A 17,523-nucleotide genomic window follows, 5' to 3' on the forward strand; every position below is an offset into this window, starting at 1 on the left:
GAGTACGACGTCGGAAAATCCATAAATCGACGGGAAATGACACCATGGCCGACGCGAATTCCACCAGCGGCCCCCAAACCGGCGATTCGCCGCGCGGTTTTGCCTTCGCCCTGACGGCCTACCTGCTCTGGGGCTTCCTGCCCTTCTTCATGAAGGCCGTGGCGCATATCCCCGCCTCCGAGGTGGTGGCGCACCGCATCGTCTGGTCGGTGCCGCTTGCCGGCCTCGTGCTGGTCTGGCTCGGGCGCACGGGTGATATCAAGGCGGCGCTGCGCTCGCCGCGCATGCTCGGCATGGCGACGCTGACGGCGGTGCTGATCACCATCAACTGGGGCATCTATGTCTGGGCGATCGGTGCGGGCCGGGCGATCGAGACGGCGCTCGGCTACTATATCAACCCGCTCTTCTCGATCTTCCTCGGCGCGGTGCTCTTGAAGGAAATGCCGGACCGGGCACAGATGGTGGCGATCGCGCTTGCCGCCGTCGCCGTCGGCGTGCTCGCCTTCGATGCCGGCGGCCTGCCCTGGGTGTCGATCGGGCTCTGCCTGTCCTGGGGCTTCTATGCCTTCTTCCGCAAGACGCTGCCGATCGGGCCGAACCAGGGATTCTTCCTGGAAGTGCTGCTGCTCAGCGTGCCGGCGCTCGGCTACATCGTCTGGCTCGAAGCCTCGGGCGAAGGGCATTTCGGCGATACCGGCATGGCGGACGTGCTGTGGCTGCTCGCCTGCGGCATCGTCACCGCCATCCCGCTGATGATCTATGCCAACGGCGCGAAGCTCCTGCGCCTCTCGACCATCGCCATCATGCAATATATCGCGCCGACGATGATCTTCATCATCGCCGTCTTCGTCTTCGGCGAGCCCTTCGGCACGGCCAAGCTGATCGCCTTCATCCTGATCTGGGTGGCGCTGGTCATCTATTCCGGCTCCATGCTGCGCACCGCGCGGGCACGCCGAATCGCCGCCACGGAACTCAAGCCGGCGGAATGAACCTCGCCCACCCGCGGACGTCATCCTCGGGCTCGACCCGAGGATCCATGCGGCACGCAGGGCGTGGATGGTCGGGTCAGGCCCGACCATGACGGAGGAGAGGTTTTCGGCTGATACGTCTCAAAGCCGCGCGATAATATCCGCTTCGCCGTCGCGGTCCACCTGGCCGGCCCAATGCTCGACGAGGGCGGAGACGATCTCTTCCGGTTCGTCGATGACCATCGGCTGCACGAGATGGGCGGTGTGGATGAAGCCTTCGTCCGCCATGTGACGGATGAGCTTCAGCATCGGATCCCAGAAGCCGCCGATATTGGCGAAGACCATCGGCTTGCGGTGACGGCCGAGCTGCGCCCAGGTCATCACCTCGACGATCTCCTCCAGCGTGCCGATGCCGCCCGGCAGCGCCACGAAGGCGTCGGCCCGGTCGAACATCTTGTGCTTTCGCTCGTGCATGTCGGGCGTGATGATCAATTCGCTCAATTGCCCGAGCGAATGACGGGTGGCCTCCATATCGACGAGGAATTGCGGTATGATGCCGGTGACGCGGCCGCCATGCGAGAGCACGCCGCTGGCGACCGCCCCCATGATGCCTTTCGTGCCGCCGCCATAGACGAGGCGGAGATGGTTTTCGGCCATGGCCTGACCCAGCCGCCGGCCCGCGGCGATATAGGCAGAATCACGGCCCGGCTGGGAGCCGCAGTAGACGCAGACGGATCGAATCGGCAGGGTTTGTTCACTCATGACGGGATTCAGCCACCCGGCAGGAGCCTCGTCAAGGATAATGACGGAAAAAGCATGGCACCAAGGGCCTGGAACGTCTCGGGAACCTTGTGCAAAACCTTGGGAATCGGTAGCAATTTCAGGAGGGGACGCCCGCGAAACCGGGATAGAAAGAGAGTTGATGATGAACAACAAGACCGGTCTGGTGGCCTTGATCGTGCTGGCGGTGGCAACGCTGCTCATGGTTTTCCTCGTGCTGCCCAACATGAACAAGGAAACGCCGGCGGAAACGCCCGTCGCCAACCTCACCAACAAGGTGACCGAAGGGGGCGGCGAGACCACGACGGCGGACGGAAAACAGGCCCGTCCGAAGACCGAGACCGGTGCCGCGACCACGACCGAACCCGCCGCCGGAAGCGATGCCACCGCGGAAGCCGAGAAGCCGGCAGCGGACGCCACGACCGGCGAGGCCGCATCCACCGAGACCGCGACGCAGGAGGTCGCCAAGGCCGAGACGACGCCGGCCGATGCGACCGCCGCCTGGGTCACGCCCGCCTTCGATCTGCTGCGTGTCGAGCCGGATGGCTCCACGGTGATCGCCGGCCGCGGCCAGCCCAATACAAAGCTGGAAATCAAGAATGGCGAGACGGTGGTCGCCACGGCCGATATCGGCCCGTCCGGCGATTTCGCTGCCGTCTTCGACCAGCCGCTTGCGGCCGGCGACTACCAGCTCACCCTCAACACCAAGGACGACAAGGGCGCGACGAAGACCTCGGAAGAGGTCGCGACCGTCTCCGTGCCGAAGGATACCGCCGGCGAGCTGCTCGCCATGGTCTCCAAGCCCGGCGAGGCGAGCCGCCTGATCACGGTGCCGGAAGCAGCCGAGAAAGCCGCGGCCGATGCCACGGCGACGGCGGAAAAGACGCTCGACCAGCCGGCCGGCGAAACCGCCACGGCGACTGACGCCGGAACCACGGCCGTCGAAAAGCCCGCGACCGAAACGGCCAAGGCGACCGACGAAGGCACCGCCGCCGCATCGGGCGAGACCGCAACCGCGAGTGCTGATACGCAGGGGGCCGACACGCAGAGTGCCGCGACGGAAAGCGCCGCCACGGCTGAAGGCGCTGCGGGCGTGACCGCGACGGAAGCTACGTCCAAGGCGCAGGCCCGCGTTTCGGCGGTCGAGCTGGAAGGCGAGCGCATGTTCATCGCCGGCACGGCAAAGCCCGGCGCGCTGGTGCGCATCTATGCCGACGACAAGCTCGTCGGCGAGGCGAAGGCCGACGAAGCCGGCCGCTACGTCGCGGACGGCACGATCGACCTGTCTGTCGGCCGCCACACGGTGCGCGCCGACGTGATGAGCCCCGACGGCGGCAAGGTGGAGTTCCGCGCCTCCGTTCCGTTCGACCGGCCGGAAGGCGAGCAGGTTGCCGTGGTGGCGCAGGACAGCGCCACGGGCGATACCGGCCCGGCGCTCGGCCTCATCGGCGGCGGCACTTTCGACAAGCTGCGCAGCGAGGCCGACAAGGCGATCGCGCTCCTGAAGGGACTCTATGCCAACGGCCGCGTGCCGACGGCCGAGGAACTGGCGGCGGCACGCTCGGCCACCGAGATCGCGCTGCGCTCGCTGGCCGAGTTTAGGCCCGGTGCCGAGGAGGGCGAAGCGGCCCGCGACATGGCCGCCAGGGCCTCTGCCGCGGCTGCCTCCGCCCTTGCCAGCCTCCAGTCGCTTCCGAAGGATGCGGCCGCGGTCGGCGAAGCGCTGGGCTCCATCGAGACGGCTGTTGCCGAGGCGCTTGCACCGGCAATCGAGAAGGCCGAGGCGGTGGTCGGCGCGGCTTCTGCCGCGGCGGACCGCTCCATCGAGGCGCTCGCGGACCAGGCGACCGCGCTCCAGCAGCAGTTCGTGAGCCTGTTCTCCGACGGCCGCAATGCGACCACGGCGGAAATCCAGACCGCCCGCTCGGCACTTGAGACCGCGCTGAAGAGCATCACCGGCTTCGCGCCGCCCGCCGGCACTGCCTCAGACGTCACCGCGGCCATCGAGCGGCTGAAGGGCTGGGCGTCGACGGCGCTCGATCGCCTCGCCGCCGTTCCGGCCGGCGCCGGCAAGGAAGCCTACCAGCAGGCGCTCGCAGCACTCGAAGGCATGCCGTCGCTGACGGCAGCGGCCAATGCCGTCGCCTCCGGCAACGAAGGGGCCAATGGGGCCACGGCTGCCGAAACCACCACTCCGGCGGAGGACACCACGACGGCCGCCGGCACCGCGGCTTCCACCGAGAGCGGCACCACCGCTGGCGGCACGGCAGCGGGCAGCGAGCAGGCGGTTGCCGAAGAGCCGGAAACGGTGGAGCAGGCGCCGCTCCAGGCCAGCAAGACCTCGGTGATCATCCGCCGCGGCGATACGCTGTGGCAGATCTCCCGCCGCATCTACGGCAAGGGTGTGCGCTACACGACGATCTACCTCGCCAACGAGGACCAGATCACCAATCCGGACCGCATCATCCCCGGCCAGGTGTTCGGCGTGCCGGACAAGACGGCGGAGAGCGACGCCGAAGCCGAGGAACTGCATCGCAAGCGCGTACGGGGTAATTGATTTCCCGCGGACTGTTGCGAAGCAGCCGGCAAGGACCTATCTGCACGATGCGGCGCTCCACGGGGCGCCGCATTTTCATTCGAGCGATTCCCGGATCATCACGGCGGTCCGGCGGAGGCCAGCGTGGCAACGACGACGAAGAAGACGGTTTCGGCCGACAGCAGCAATCCCTTCCACACGCTGGTGAACCTCTGGCCCTATATGTGGCCGTCCGACCGGCCGGACCTGAAGATGCGCGTCATCTGGGCGTCGGTCTTCCTGCTCTTGTCCAAGGTCGTGCTGCTGCTCGTGCCCTATTTCTTCAAATGGGCGACCGATGCGTTGAACGGCAAGGCGGATGCGGTCGCCCTGCTGCCGGCCTTCCTGCTCGGCGCCGTCATGCTGGTGCTCGCCTATAACGGTGCGCGCATCCTGCAAGCCGGCCTCAACCAGCTGCGCGACGCGCTCTTCGCCAGCGTCGGGCAATATGCCGTGCGCCAGCTCGCCTACCGTACCTTCGTGCACCTGCATCGTCTGTCGCTGCGCTTCCATCTGGAGCGGCGCACCGGCGGCCTGTCGCGCGTCATCGAGCGCGGCACCAAGGGCATCGAGACGATCGTGCGCTTCACGATCCTCAACAGCATCCCGACCTTCATCGAATTCCTTCTGACCGCCGCCATCTTCTGGTGGGGCTACGGCTTCGATTATCTGGTCGTCACTGCCATCACCGTCTGTCTCTACATCTGGTTCACAGTTCGCGCGAGCGACTGGCGCATCTCCATCCGCCGCTCGATGAACGACAGCGACACGGAAGCCAACACCAAGGCGATCGACTCGCTCCTGAACTTCGAGACCGTCAAATATTTCGGCAACGAGGAGATGGAGGCGCGCCGCTTCGACCAGTCGATGGAGCGCTACGAGAAGGCGGCCACCCAGGTCTGGACCTCGCTCGGCTGGCTCAACTTCGGCCAGGCGTTGATCTTCGGCGTCGGCATGGCGGTCATGATGGCGCTGTCGGCGATGGCCGTGCAGCGCGGGGAACAGACGGTCGGCGATTTCGTCTTCATCAATGCGATGCTGATCCAGCTCGCCATCCCGCTCAATTTCATCGGCTTTGTCTACCGCGAAATCCGCCAGGGCCTGACGGATATCGAGCAGATGTTCGATCTGCTGGAAGTCGAGCAGGAGGTGCAGGACAAGCCGGGCGCCGCCGACCTCGTCGTCACCGAGGGCGCGATCTCCTTCAAGGACGTGTTTTTCGCCTATGATCCGGCCCGCCCGATCCTCAAGGGCATTTCCTTCGACGTGCCAGCGGGAAAGACCGTGGCCGTCGTCGGTCCGTCCGGGGCAGGCAAATCGACGCTCTCACGGCTGCTCTACCGCTTCTACGACGTGCAGCAGGGCACGATCACCGTCGACGGCCAGGATGTGCGCGACGTGACCCAGAAGAGCCTGCGCTCGGTGATCGGCATGGTGCCGCAGGATACGGTGCTGTTCAACGACACGATCGCCTACAACATCCGCTACGGCCGGCCGGGCGCCAGCGACGTGGAGGTTTCCGCTGCCGCCGAGGCCGCCCAGATCGGTCCCTTCATTCGCCACCTGCCGGAAGGGTTTAGGGCGATGGTCGGCGAGCGCGGGCTGAAGCTTTCCGGCGGCGAGAAGCAGCGTGTCGCCATTGCCCGCACCATCCTGAAAAGCCCGCCGATCCTCATCCTCGACGAGGCGACCTCGGCGCTCGATACCCGCACGGAGCAGGAAATCCAGGCCGCACTCGACGTCGTGTCGAAGAACCGCACCACGCTGGTCATCGCCCACCGCCTCTCCACCGTCATTTCGGCCGACGAGATCATCGTGCTGAAGGACGGCGTGATCGCCGAGCGCGGCACCCATGGCGAGCTGATGCAGCGCGACGACGGCCTCTACGCCTCCATGTGGAACCGCCAGCGCGAGGCGGTGCAGGCCGAGGAACGGCTGAAGCAGGTGCGCGAGAGCGACGATCTCGGCATCGTCGTGCGCCATCCCGCGGCGAGCTGACCCATCAATCGCCGGGGCCGGCAAACAGGATCAGGTTGCCGTCCGGATCGAGCAGGATGAAGTTGCGTGCGCCCCAGGGCTGCGTCTTCAGCGGCAGGTGGAAGGTGACGCCGGCCGCCTGGTAATCGAGGAACAACTGCTTGATCGCGGCGGCACTGTCGAGCGTGATCGAGGCCAAGAGCAGCTCCTCGCGGCGGCGGATGTCGCCGACGAAGACGGGCTCGTCGACGAAGCGCAGGCAGAGCCGCGCGCGGTCGCGCTGGACCACGCCGTAGAATGGCGGGTCGCCATAAGTGAAATCGACGGCAAAGCCGAGTTTTTCCGTGAAGAAGGCAAGCGAGGCGGGAAAATCGGTGACGTAAAGCACCGGCTCCGCACCGCTGAGAAAGGGCTGTTCGGCTTTCTTTTCGGTCATGTCGCTCACGGCGAGGGCTCCTGTCCTGAGCGCCTGCCATCCTTCAAACCCGTTCTGGCGGGCGACAAGCTCCTGTGCATCGGCAAGCGAGAACGGCGCATCCAGCACCTCACGATCGGTGAGGGGCCAGAAGCGGGGCAGGGCGGCGCGGATGGCCGCGGCCACCGGATAGTGCCCTTCGCGATGCCAGCGCAGATATTGCTTGGCCTGCTTCTTGAGGTTTTCGAGGTTGGGCATGGGCGCAGCTACGGTTTCGGTTCGAAGGTGGGCATTGCCCCTTCGGCCCTTGCCGATGCGCCCTACAGCAACGCGAAAATTTTGCCCCTGTTGATCAAAGCTTGTCAACACCAAGTTAGAAGGTGAGGCGCATGATGGATTGCGGAGGTCGATGATGGACACGATCGGCGAAGACGGCCTGTTCCGGCACCCCGTTCCGGTGCCCTTCGCGCTGCGCCTGTTTCTTGTCCTCGCCGGCCTTTTCGTCGTAACCGTCGCGACCTGGGAGCTGCATCCCGGCGTCTGGCCGCCCAACATCACCAGCCCCTTCTTCTTCTTTCTCATTCTGGGCGCCTGGTCGGTCGGCGGGCCGGTGGCCTGGGCCGGGCTGAATGGCGCGGCCGGGCTGTGGATCGTCGGGCCGGGCCGCATCACCATTGAGCGCAAGCGGCCGTTCCTGAAGCTTCGGCGCGACACCTTCGGCGAGAACGACGACATGCACCTGGAGGTGGTCGAGGTGGAGGCGATGGAGGGGGATTCGACCTGGGCCGTCATCCTGAGCGCCGCGGACGGCCGGCGCTTCGAGACGCGCGAATTTCGCACGCGCGCGGCGGCCGAGCGGCTGCTGAAGCGCATCGAGACGGCGTTTGCCGCCACGGAACCTTTGAAACCCCGGCGGGATTGACGTGAGGCAGGCGCAGGGCGCGGCTGGGGGCTATTCGCCACGCCGCATTGCTCCCGCCCTCGTTTCACGCTAGGTCCATGGCGTGAAAACAGCAGGAGATGTCGGAAGATGAGTTTGGTCGATACGATACGCAGCACCCTGGTCCCGATCCACCGGGAGGGCTGGAAGTTCGTGGCCGGCTTCTTCGTCGCCTCGCTGCTGCTGGGTGCCGCCTGGGAGCCGCTGATGTGGATCGGCTTCATCCTCACGGCCTGGTGCGCCTATTTCTTCCGCGATCCCGAGCGCATGACGCCGCAGGACGACGACCTCGTCATCAGTCCGGCGGATGGCCGCGTCTCGGCGGTCGCCATGGTGACGCCGCCCTCCGAGCTGGAGCTCGGCGACCAGCCGATGATGCGCATCTCCGTCTTCATGAATGTCTTCAACTGCCATGTGAACCGCGCGCCCATGCGCGGCCGCGTCTCGCGCGTCGCCTATCGCGCCGGCAAATTCCTCAATGCCGACCTCGACAAGGCGAGCCAGGAGAACGAGCGCAACGGCCTCGTCATCGAGACGGCGCATGGCCAGATCGGCGTTGTGCAGATCGCCGGCCTCGTCGCGCGGCGCATCCTGTGCTGGACCGTGATGAACGACAGCCTGGAGGCCGGCGAACGTTTCGGCCTCATCCGCTTCGGCTCGCGTCTCGATGTCTTCCTGCCGGCAGGCGCCGAGCCGCGCGTCAGCGTCGGCCAGATGGCCATCGCCGGTGAGACGGTGCTGGCGGAATTCGGTTCGGCAAAGGGGCCGGTGATTAGCCGCCGCGGTTGAGACCGCGCGATTGACCATTGGCAGTTGTGGCTTATCTAGCACTGTGACAGCCGCCCGCAGACGAGAGAGAACGAAGCGAAAAGAGATGGACACACCCTTTCCGCCCTATGAGCCGAATGGCCCGAACGACGAGGCTCGCGGCCCGCGCCTGCGTGAAATCCCGCTGCGCATCATCATCCCCAACGTCATCACGGTTCTCGCCATCTGCGCCGGCCTGACGGGCATCCGGCTCGCCTTCGAGAACCGTTACGAGCTCGCCGTCGGCATGGTGCTGCTCGCCGCCTTCCTCGATGGCATCGACGGGCGCATCGCGCGCCTCCTGAAGGCGACCTCGAAATTTGGCGGCCAGATGGATTCGCTGGCCGATATCGTCAATTTCGGCGTGGCCCCGGCGCTGGTGCTCTACGTCTTCATTCTCGACCAGGCGCGCTCCTTCGGCTGGATCGCGGCGCTGATCTACGCGATCGCCGCGGGCCTGCGCCTTGCGCGCTTCAACGTCATGGCCGAGCGCGAGACCAAGGCGAAGTGGCAGACGGAATATTTCGTCGGCGTGCCGGCGCCGGCGGGCGCCATGCTGGTGCTGCTGCCGGTCTATCTCGGTTTCCTCGGCATCGCGCCGAGCCCGCTCTTCGGCTTCCTGGCGTCCGGTTACACCGTGCTGATCGGCTTCCTGCTGGTGAGCCGCCTGCCGGTCTGGTCGGGCAAGTCGGAAGGCAGCCGCATCCGCCGCGATCTCGTGCTGCCGGCGATCCTGCTCGTCGTGCTCTATGTCGCGACCCTGATGAGCTTCACCTGGGAAACCATGGTGGTGACGGTCGTCGGCTATCTCGCGACCTTGCCCTTCGGCGCGCGCTCCTGGAAGCGCAAATATGGCGGTTGGTCGGCGCCCACCACCCATGGCGCCAGCGAATTCCCGGAAGAAACGGACGGCCACTAAACCCTCGCTATCACATCCGCGTGAACCCCGTGAAAGCCCTGTCTACAGCTTGTGGACAGGGCTTGATTTTTTATTGCAGGTCGACTAACTAGCAAACAAATAGATAGCAAGCTAATAGTAGTTGGACTAGCAAGATGAACGCTACCGATCCTCGCGAACGCCTCCTCGACGACCTGTCCCGGGTGCAGCGCAAGATGCGCGCGCTGTTTGATGCCCGGGTGAAGGAGAGGGGGCTGACGCTGCCCCGCGCCCGAGCGCTCCTCATCCTCGGCCGCGGCGTGAACCTCAACCAGCGTGAACTGGCCGACGAGCTCGACATCGAGACGCCGACGCTGGTGCGCCTGCTCGACGGCATGGAAAAGCAGGGTTTCATCGAGCGCCAGTCGGTCGAGGGCGACCGCCGCGCCAAGCAGATCGCCATGACGCCCCACGGCGCCAAGGTCGCCGAAGAGGTGCTGGACCTTGCGCGCTCGCTGCGCGCCGACGTGCTGAAGAGCATCTCTGCCAGCGAGATGTCGACGACCGTCAAGGTCTTTGCCGCCATGTCGGAAAACATCGCCAAGAGCTGTCGGGAAAGCGTCGAGGCATGAGCAGCGTTCCCGCCACCGAGGCGCGCGGGACAGAGGACGAGCCGCAGGAGCCAGTCGAGGAGCAACCCGTCGAGGCGGCGCCAGTCCCGCCGCCGGCTCCAGCCCCCATGGCCCCGCCGCGTGCGGCAGCCTATATGGCGGCCTCGACGCTGCTGGCCATGACCCAGGGTTTCGGCCTGAACCTCGTCGCCGCCAATATTCCCCAGCTCCAGGGGCCGCTGGGTGCCACGAGCACGGAAGCGGTCTGGCTGATCGCGGCCTATATGGCGCCCAATGCCTCGCTGTCGCTGGCGCTGATCAAGATCCGCAACCAGTATGGCCTTCGCCCCTTTGCCGAGCTCGGCATCGCCGTCTTCCTCGTCGTCTCGGTGCTGCACATCTTCATCACGGACCTGCAATCCGCCATCGTGCTGCGCTTCTTCGCCGGCATCGCGGCCGCACCGCTGTCCTCGCTCGGCTTTCTCTACATGCTCGAAGCCTTCTCGCCGGCGCGCAAGCTGACGGTCGGCATCTCGCTGGCGCTCACCAATATCGGGCTTGCCGCGCCGCTGACCCGGCTGATTTCGCCGGCACTCATCGATCTCGGCGGGGTGCGGGCGCTCTTGCAGTTCGAGGTGGCGCTGGCCATGCTGTCCTTCGCCGCCATCTATCTCCTGCCGCTGACCGCGCCGCCGCGGGTAAAAGTCATCGAGAAGCTCGATATCGTCAGCTACCTGTTCATCGCCTTCGGGTTTGGCGCCGGCGCGGTCGTGCTCGTCACCGGGCGCACTTACTGGTGGCTGGAGGCGCAGTGGATCGGCGAACTGCTGGTGGTGATGGTCGTAGCACTCACCATCGCCGCGGTGATCGAGCTCAACCGCAAGACGCCGCTCATCGACCTGCGCTGGCTGTTCAGCCGCGAGATCCTGCACTTCGCCGGTGTCCTGATCCTCTTCCGCCTGATGCTCGCCGAACAGACCGCGGTCGCCGGCAATTTCTTCCAGATCACCGGGCTCCTGAACGACCAGCTTATAGGCCTCTATGGTGTCACAGCGCTCGCCACCATTGCCGGCGGCCTCGTCTGTGCGGCCGTGCTGAAACCCGGTCGGGAGCCGGGCCTCCACATGGTCGCGCTGATGCTGATCGGCGTCGGCGCCTATCTGGACAGCCATGCGACGAACCTGACGCGGCCCGAGCAGATGTATTGGAGCCAGGCGATGATCGCCGCCGGCGGCAGCCTGTTCCTGCCGCCTGCCATCGCCTCCGGCTTCACGCTGGCGCTGCGCAAGGGGCCGCAATATATCCTGAGCTTCATCGTCGTCTTCCTGGTGACGCAGAGCCTCGGCGGCCTTGCCGGTTCGGCGCTCTTCGGCTCCTTCATCACGCTGCGCGAAAAATTCCACTCGAATATCCTCGCCGAGGCGATGACGCTGGCCGATCCGCTGGTCGCGGCCCGCGTCTCGCAGCTGTCCGCCGCCTATGGCCGCACGATCGTCGATAGCGCGGTGCTGAAGGCGGAAGGCGTGGCGCTGCTCAGCCAGCAGGTGACGCGCGAGGCCAATGTGCTCGCCCACAACGATGCGTTCTTCGTCATCGCGCTCTTGGCCGTGGGCGCTGCGGCCGCCCTTGCCATCCACCTGCTTACCGTTCGTATCAGAGAGGCTATTGCGCGCGACCGCGAGCAAGCGGCCGTTGAAGGTTGACCGACATGAAGACTTATATCCGCCACACAGCCACCGCACTCGCCGTTCTTCTCGGCATCGCCGGCCTCGTCGCCGTGCTCTACGCCTGGCACCTGCCGCCCTTTTCGAGCGAGGTCCAGACGACGGACAATGCCTATGTGCGCGGCTACGTGACGCTGATCAGCCCGCAATTGAGCGGCTATGTCACGGATGTGCCGGTCAAGGACTACGAGACGGTCAAGGCCGGCGCGGTGCTCGCACGCCTCGACGACCGCATCTACCGCCAGAAGGTCGAGCAGGCCAATGCCACGCTCGCCACCCAGAAGGCAGCGCTTGCCAATTCCGTTCAGCAGGAAAACGCCGCCAAGGCGCGCATCGGCGCCAGCGACGCCGCCCTCGACAGCGCGCGCTTCGCCAAGCGCCGGGCGGAGGAAAACTGGAACCGCATCGAGGAACTGTCCAACAAGGGCATCGCCACCCAGAGCGACCGCGAGCAGAGCCGCACCACGCTCGACCAGGCGAACGCCTCCGTCTCGCAGGCCGAGGCGAACCTGGAAGTCTCCAAGCAAGACCTACAGACGATCATCGTCAGCCGGGATTCGCTGCGCGCCGCCGTGGCGGGCGCGGAAGCCTCGGTGGAGCTTGCCAAGATCGACCTGTCCAACACCAGCATCACGGCGCCGCGCGACGGCGTGGTGGGTGAGGTGGGCGTCAAGCTCGGCCAGTATGTCGCCGCCGGCACGCAGCTCATGGCCGTCGTGCCGCATGACACCTGGGTCATCGCCAATTTCAAGGAAACCCAGCTTGCCTATATCCAGCCCGGCCAGAAGGTCGAGGTCAGCGTCGATGCGCTGAAGCACGCCACGCTGACAGGCCACGTCGAACGCTTCTCGCCTGCCGCCGGCTCGGAGTTCAGCGTCATCAAGCCGGACAACGCCACCGGCAACTTCACCAAGGTCGCCCAGCGCGTGCCGGTCCGCATCGCGATCGACGAGGGGCAGGAGCTGGCGAAGCACCTGGCGCCGGGGTTGTCGGTGGTGGTGAAGACGGTGGTGGGGGAATAGGCGGGTCGCCTGGCACACCCCCCTCTGTCCTGCCGGACATCTCCCCCACAAGGAGGGAGATCGGCAAGAGGCAAAAACATTGTTCAATCAGCGACGTTGAAGATGGGCGAAGCCGCCACCCCATCCAATCTCCCCCCTTGTGGGGGAGATGCCCGGCAGGGCAGAGGGGGGTGAAGCCCTCAACGCATCACTCCGGCAAACGATAATCCAGCAACCGCCCCTGGCGCATGTCGAACAGCTTGCCCGTCTCGGCAAAATCGCGTGCCACCAGCGGCAGGATGGCCTTCGCCACTTCCGACGGGTGCTGCACCGTCATCGGGTCTTCGCCGGGGATCGCCTGGGCGCGCATCGCGGTGCGGGTGCCGCCGGGGTCGAAGGAGGTGATGCGCAGCGCGGTGCGCTGCGTCTCGGCGGCCCAGGTGCGGGCCAGCGCCTCGACGGCGGCCTTGGAGGCCGAGTAAGGCCCCCAGAAGGGCTTGCACTTGTGCGCGGCGCTCGACGACAGCACGACGGCGCGGCCGGCATCCGACTTCAAGAGCAACGGCTCGACCGAGCGGATAAGGCGCCAGGTCGAAGTGACGTTGATCGCCATGACCTTCTCGAAGACCTTGGCCTCGACATGGCCGATCGGCGAGATCACGCCGAGGATGCCGGCATTCGCCACGAGGATGTCGAGCTTGCCCCAGCGCTCGAAGATCGAGCCGCCGAGCTTGTCGATCGCCGGCATGTCGGTGAGGTCGAAGGGCACGAGGGTCGCGCTGCCGCCGACGGCCTTGATCGCATCGTCCAGCTCTTCCAGCCCGCCGACGGTGCGCGCGCATGCGATGACATGGGCGCCGGCTTTCGCGAGTTCGAGGGCGGTGAAATAGCCGATACCGCGCGACGCGCCGGTGACCAGCGCGATGCGGTCTTTCAGGTCGATGCTCATGCTGCTGTCAATTATCCGTTGCTTGCCATTACCGAGATCTTCCGTCCCATCGTCTCGCCTTCCTTGTCAAGGAGGCGCGTCGGATAGTCGCCGGTGAAGTAATGGTCGGTGAACTGCGGACGGGCCGGGTTGCGGTCCTCGCCGCCGACGGCGCGGTAGAGGCCGTCGATGGAGATGAATTCCAGCGAATCCGCCCCGATGTATTTCGCCATCGCCTTGACGTCGTTGTACTGGTTGGCGAGCAGCTTGTCGCGGTCCGGCGTGTCGATGCCGTAGAAGTCCGGGTAGAAGATCATCGGGCTGGCAACGCGCACATGCACTTCCTTGGCGCCGGCATCGCGGATCATCTGCACGATCTTCAGCGACGTCGTGCCGCGCACGATCGAATCGTCGACGAGGATGACGCGCTTGCCGTCGATCATCGCGCGGTTGGCCGAATGCTTGAGCTTGACGCCGAAGGCGCGGATCTGCTGCGTCGGCTCGATGAAGGTGCGCCCGACATAGTGGTTGCGGATGATGCCGTATTCGAACGGAATGCCGCTTTCCTGCGCATAGCCGAGCGCTGCCGGCGTGCCGCCATCGGGCACCGGCACGACCACGTCGCCCTCGACCGGATGTTCCTTGGCGAGGTTGATGCCCATGTTCTTGCGCGCCACATAGACGCTGCGGCCGCCGACGACGGAATCGGGACGGGCGAAATAGACATATTCGAACAGGCAAAGCCGTTCCGGCTGCACATTGCCTGCCTTCTTCGCCTCGATGGAGATCGAGCCGTCCGGCTGGATTTCGCAGACGATGATCTCGCCGTTCTCCACGTCGCGGATGTATTTCGCGCCGATGATGTCGAGCGCGCAGGTTTCCGAGCAGAAGATCGGCTTGCCATCGAGTTCGCCCATGACGAGCGGGCGGATGCCGGTGGGGTCGCGCGCGGCGATCAGCTTGGTGCGGGTGATGCCGAGCATCGAATAGCCGCCTTCCATCTGGCGGATCGCATCGATGAAGCGGTCCGTCGTGGAGGTGTAGCGCGAGCGGGCGATGAGGTGCAGCACGACCTCGGTATCCGACGTCGACTGACAGATGGCGCCACCGGCGATGAGTTGGCGGCGCAGCGTCAGGCCGTTGGTGAAGTTGCCATTATGGGCGACCGCGATGCCGCCGACTTCCAGTTCCGCAAAAAGCGGCTGCACGTTGCGCAGCGCCACTTCGCCGGTGGTGGAATAGCGCGTGTGGCCGATCGCCATGGTACCGGGCAGCTTCGCGATCGTCACCGGGTTGGTGTAGTGGTCGCCGACGAGGCCCATGTGCTTTTCGGTGTGGAACTGCTTGCCGTCGAAGGAGACGATACCGGCAGCTTCCTGGCCGCGATGCTGGAGCGCATGCAGGCCGAGCGCCGTGAGGGTGGCTGCTTCCGGATGGCCGAGAATGCCGAAGACGCCGCACTCTTCGTGAAGCGTGTCGCCGTCGAGATCGTCATCGTGGCGGCCGGGGAACTTGAAATCGCTCATTGCTGCAAGCCTTTGCTCGGGACCGTAGGAGGTTGCACGGGTCTGGTCTTCGTTGCGTCCTGGCCACGCCCATATGGGTATGGCCTAAAGCATTTGCCACCGAGGCCCGGAAGCATCAGTGGCGATCGTCTCATCCTATCAAAAAATCGGGGCGCCCGCCTTCGTCAATTATCGCGAGTGGCGGCGCCCTTGATCACTTATCCGTTCGTGGCCGGAACCTCTTCGGCGGGCGTCTGGCCCGTCGTACCTTGGCCCGTACCCTGACCCGTGCCGGTGGCGGCATCCGGGTCTTCCGCGCCGCCTTCGCCCTCGGTCGGCTGGCCTTCGACGGGCTTGCCGCGCAGGCGGTCGAGGATCGTCGCGTCGGCATCTTCCGGCAGCAGCGCCACGAGGCGCGAGCCGAGATTGTCGAGCAGCGGCTTCGATTTCGCCGTGGTGACCCAGGACGGCTGCTGCTGCGGGGCGACCAGCCAGTTGAAGAACAGCATGGCGACGACGACGAGCAGGATGCCGCGGGCGGCCCCGAACAGGAAGCCGAGCGTGCGGTCGAGCGCGCCGATGCGGCTGTCGATGATGAAATCGGCGATCCGCATGGTGATGAAGGAGATCACGATGAGCGCGACGAGGAAGACGGCGGCGGCGGAGCCGACCATCGCGACCGTGTCGCTCGTCGTATAGTCCTTCGCATAGGGCAGGAGGACCGGATAGAGGAAGTAGGCGGCTGCCGCGGCACCCACCCAGCTTGCGACGGAGAGCACCTCGCGCGAGAAACCGCGCACCATCGCCAGCACGGCGGAGAACAGCGCGACGCCGATGACGATACCGTCGAGAATTGTGATGGGCATATTCGTCCTACTCCAAACCCGAAATGTCGCCGGGCCCACGTCGCCTAAAGCCGGGGGCACCTTAACGCAAGGCCTATCCGTCGTCCCGCTTCGGCACGCCGGCGGCCAATGTTTCCCACAGGCCTTTGCCGCGCGCCGCAGGGCGTCAAACGTCCTCGTCCTCCCGCTTGAGGGCGGCCTTCGATCCGGCAATGCGCGCCACCAGATCCGGCAGGCTGTCGATCTCGCTCCAGCGGCCGCCCGTGCCTTTCGGCAGATCGGCGGAACCGGCGGGGAGCACGGCCTGCGAAAACCCCAGTTTTTCCGCCTCCTTGAGGCGCTGGGCGGTGTGCGCCACCGGGCGAATGGCGCCCGACAGGCTGACTTCGCCGAAATAGACGCAATCTGCGGGAAGGGCAAGTCCGGCGAGCGACGAAACCAGCGCAGACGCGACGGCAAGGTCCGCCGCCGGCTCCGTAATGCGATATCCGCCCGCCACATTGAGGTAAACATCGTGTTGCCCGAGGCGGACGCCGCAATGCGCCTCCAGCACCGCGAGGATCATCGAGAGCCGCGCCGAATCCCAGCCGACGATGGCGCGGCGCGGCGTGCCGAGCGATGTGGGGGCAACGAGCGCCTGCACCTCGACCAGCACGGGCCGCGTGCCCTCCATGCCGGCGAAGACGGCGGCGCCCGGCGATTTTTCATTGCGCTCGCCGAGGAAGAGCTCGGAGGGATTGTTGACCTCGCGAAGACCCTTGTCGGACATTTCGAAGACGCCGATCTCGTCCGTCGGGCCGAAACGATTCTTGACCGTGCGCAGGATGCGGTAGTGGTGGCCGCGGTCGCCCTCGAAATAGAGCACGGCATCGACCATATGCTCGACGACGCGCGGGCCGGCGATCTGGCCTTCCTTGGTGACATGGCCGACCAGCACCATCGCGGCACCCGTCTGCTTGGCGAAGCGGATCATCGCCTGCACGCCGGTGCGCACCTGCGTGACGGTGCCGGGGGCCGCGTCCGCCGTGTCGCTCCACAGGGTCTGGATCGAATCGATGATGACGAGGTCCGGGCGCTTGCCTTCGCCGACGGTGGCAAGGATGTCCTCGACATTGGTCTCGGCGGCGAGCAGCACGTCGGTCTCGGCGGCATGCAGGCGCTGCGCGCGCAGGCGCACCTGCGCGACGGCCTCTTCGCCCGACACGTAGATGATGCGGTGGCCGCGGCGGGAGAGGGCGGCGGCGGCCTGCATCAGCAGCGTCGACTTGCCGATGCCGGGATCGCCGCCGATCAGCACGGCGGAGCCGCGCACGAAACCGCCACCGGTCGCCCGGTCGAGTTCGGCAATGCCGGTGTGGATGCGCGGGGCTTCCTCGATTTCGCCCGACAGCGCCGTCAGCGCCACCGGCCGGCCCTTCTTCGGCACCTTGCCGGGGCCGGAGCCGATGCCGCCCATCGGGTCTTCCTCGACGACGGTGTTCCACTCGCCGCAGCCCTCGCATTTGCCCACCCAGCGGGAATGCGCGGTGCCGCAGTTCTGGCAGATGAATTGGGTGCGGGGTTTCACCAT

14 protein-coding genes and 1 pseudogene are annotated in these 17,523 nt (G+C 66.0%); 9 read left to right on the forward strand and 6 right to left on the reverse strand.

The window, feature by feature from the left end; all coding sequences use genetic code 11:
- Window positions 1–44 precede the first annotated feature (44 nt).
- A complete protein-coding gene (gene rarD, locus GB927_RS19200) occupies window positions 45–989 on the forward strand; it encodes an EamA family transporter RarD (RefSeq protein ID WP_256118820.1) in 945 nt (314 codons plus the stop codon).
- 120 nt (window positions 990–1,109) lie between these two features.
- On the opposite strand, the gene GB927_RS19205 is transcribed toward rarD, so the two are convergent.
- The gene (locus GB927_RS19205) at window positions 1,110–1,730 is read right to left on the reverse strand and encodes an LOG family protein (RefSeq protein WP_256118821.1); all 621 of its coding nucleotides are present in this window, start codon (window positions 1,728–1,730) and stop codon (window positions 1,110–1,112) included.
- Between the two features lie 160 nt (window positions 1,731–1,890).
- On the opposite strand from GB927_RS19205, the gene GB927_RS19210 reads away from it, so the two are divergent.
- Together GB927_RS19210 and GB927_RS19215 are read left to right on the forward strand one after the other, a co-directional pair.
- Complete coding sequence (locus GB927_RS19210) at window positions 1,891–4,305, forward strand: LysM peptidoglycan-binding domain-containing protein (RefSeq protein WP_439655515.1); 2,415 nt, start codon at window positions 1,891–1,893, stop codon at window positions 4,303–4,305.
- 123 nt (window positions 4,306–4,428) lie between these two features.
- Complete coding sequence (locus tag GB927_RS19215; RefSeq protein WP_256118823.1) at window positions 4,429–6,321, forward strand: ABCB family ABC transporter ATP-binding protein/permease; 1,893 nt, start codon at window positions 4,429–4,431, stop codon at window positions 6,319–6,321.
- 4 nt (window positions 6,322–6,325) lie between these two features.
- On the opposite strand, the gene GB927_RS19220 is transcribed toward GB927_RS19215, so the two are convergent.
- Entirely contained in the window at window positions 6,326–6,973 is a 648-nt protein-coding gene (locus tag GB927_RS19220; RefSeq protein WP_256118824.1) for a VOC family protein, read from the reverse strand.
- 154 nt (window positions 6,974–7,127) lie between these two features.
- Between GB927_RS19220 and GB927_RS19225 the strand changes: the two genes are divergently transcribed.
- The 6 genes and pseudogenes from GB927_RS19225 to GB927_RS19250 all read left to right on the forward strand — a co-directional run bounded on the left by GB927_RS19225 (window position 7,128) and on the right by GB927_RS19250 (window position 12,696).
- Entirely contained in the window at window positions 7,128–7,637 is a 510-nt protein-coding gene (locus GB927_RS19225; protein ID WP_256118825.1) for a hypothetical protein, read from the forward strand.
- 105 nt (window positions 7,638–7,742) lie between these two features.
- A pseudogene (locus GB927_RS19230) lies at window positions 7,743–8,444 on the forward strand (phosphatidylserine decarboxylase); the annotation flags it as partial.
- A gap of 85 nt (window positions 8,445–8,529) precedes the next feature.
- Complete coding sequence (locus GB927_RS19235) at window positions 8,530–9,381, forward strand: CDP-alcohol phosphatidyltransferase family protein (RefSeq protein WP_256118826.1); 852 nt, start codon at window positions 8,530–8,532, stop codon at window positions 9,379–9,381.
- Window positions 9,382–9,515: 134 nt separating this feature from the next.
- On the forward strand, window positions 9,516–9,971 hold the full coding sequence (locus GB927_RS19240) for a MarR family winged helix-turn-helix transcriptional regulator (RefSeq protein ID WP_256118827.1): 456 nt from the start codon (window positions 9,516–9,518) through the stop codon (window positions 9,969–9,971).
- A 107-nt stretch (window positions 9,972–10,078) separates the two neighbouring features.
- Window positions 10,079–11,653 (forward strand): MFS transporter, encoded by a 1,575-nt coding sequence (locus GB927_RS19245; RefSeq protein WP_256119079.1) that lies wholly within the window; start codon window positions 10,079–10,081, stop codon window positions 11,651–11,653.
- A gap of 5 nt (window positions 11,654–11,658) precedes the next feature.
- Entirely contained in the window at window positions 11,659–12,696 is a 1,038-nt protein-coding gene (locus tag GB927_RS19250; protein WP_256118828.1) for an HlyD family secretion protein, read from the forward strand.
- A 187-nt stretch (window positions 12,697–12,883) separates the two neighbouring features.
- Here the strand turns inward: GB927_RS19250 and GB927_RS19255 are convergent, their stop codons facing one another.
- From GB927_RS19255 to radA, 4 genes are all read right to left on the reverse strand, one after another.
- Complete coding sequence (locus GB927_RS19255) at window positions 12,884–13,624, reverse strand: SDR family NAD(P)-dependent oxidoreductase (RefSeq protein ID WP_256118829.1); 741 nt, start codon at window positions 13,622–13,624, stop codon at window positions 12,884–12,886.
- Between the two features lie 11 nt (window positions 13,625–13,635).
- The gene (gene purF / locus GB927_RS19260; RefSeq protein WP_256118830.1) at window positions 13,636–15,129 is read right to left on the reverse strand and encodes an amidophosphoribosyltransferase; all 1,494 of its coding nucleotides are present in this window, start codon (window positions 15,127–15,129) and stop codon (window positions 13,636–13,638) included.
- Between the two features lie 197 nt (window positions 15,130–15,326).
- Window positions 15,327–15,974, reverse strand: a complete 648-nt coding sequence (locus tag GB927_RS19265) for a CvpA family protein (RefSeq protein WP_256118831.1) — start codon at window positions 15,972–15,974, stop codon at window positions 15,327–15,329.
- A gap of 145 nt (window positions 15,975–16,119) precedes the next feature.
- Entirely contained in the window at window positions 16,120–17,523 is a 1,404-nt protein-coding gene (gene radA / locus GB927_RS19270; RefSeq protein WP_256118832.1) for a DNA repair protein RadA, read from the reverse strand.

The organism is Shinella lacus (assembly GCF_010994755.1).
In the GTDB taxonomy this organism is placed as follows: Bacteria; Pseudomonadota; Alphaproteobacteria; order Rhizobiales; family Rhizobiaceae; genus Shinella; species Shinella lacus.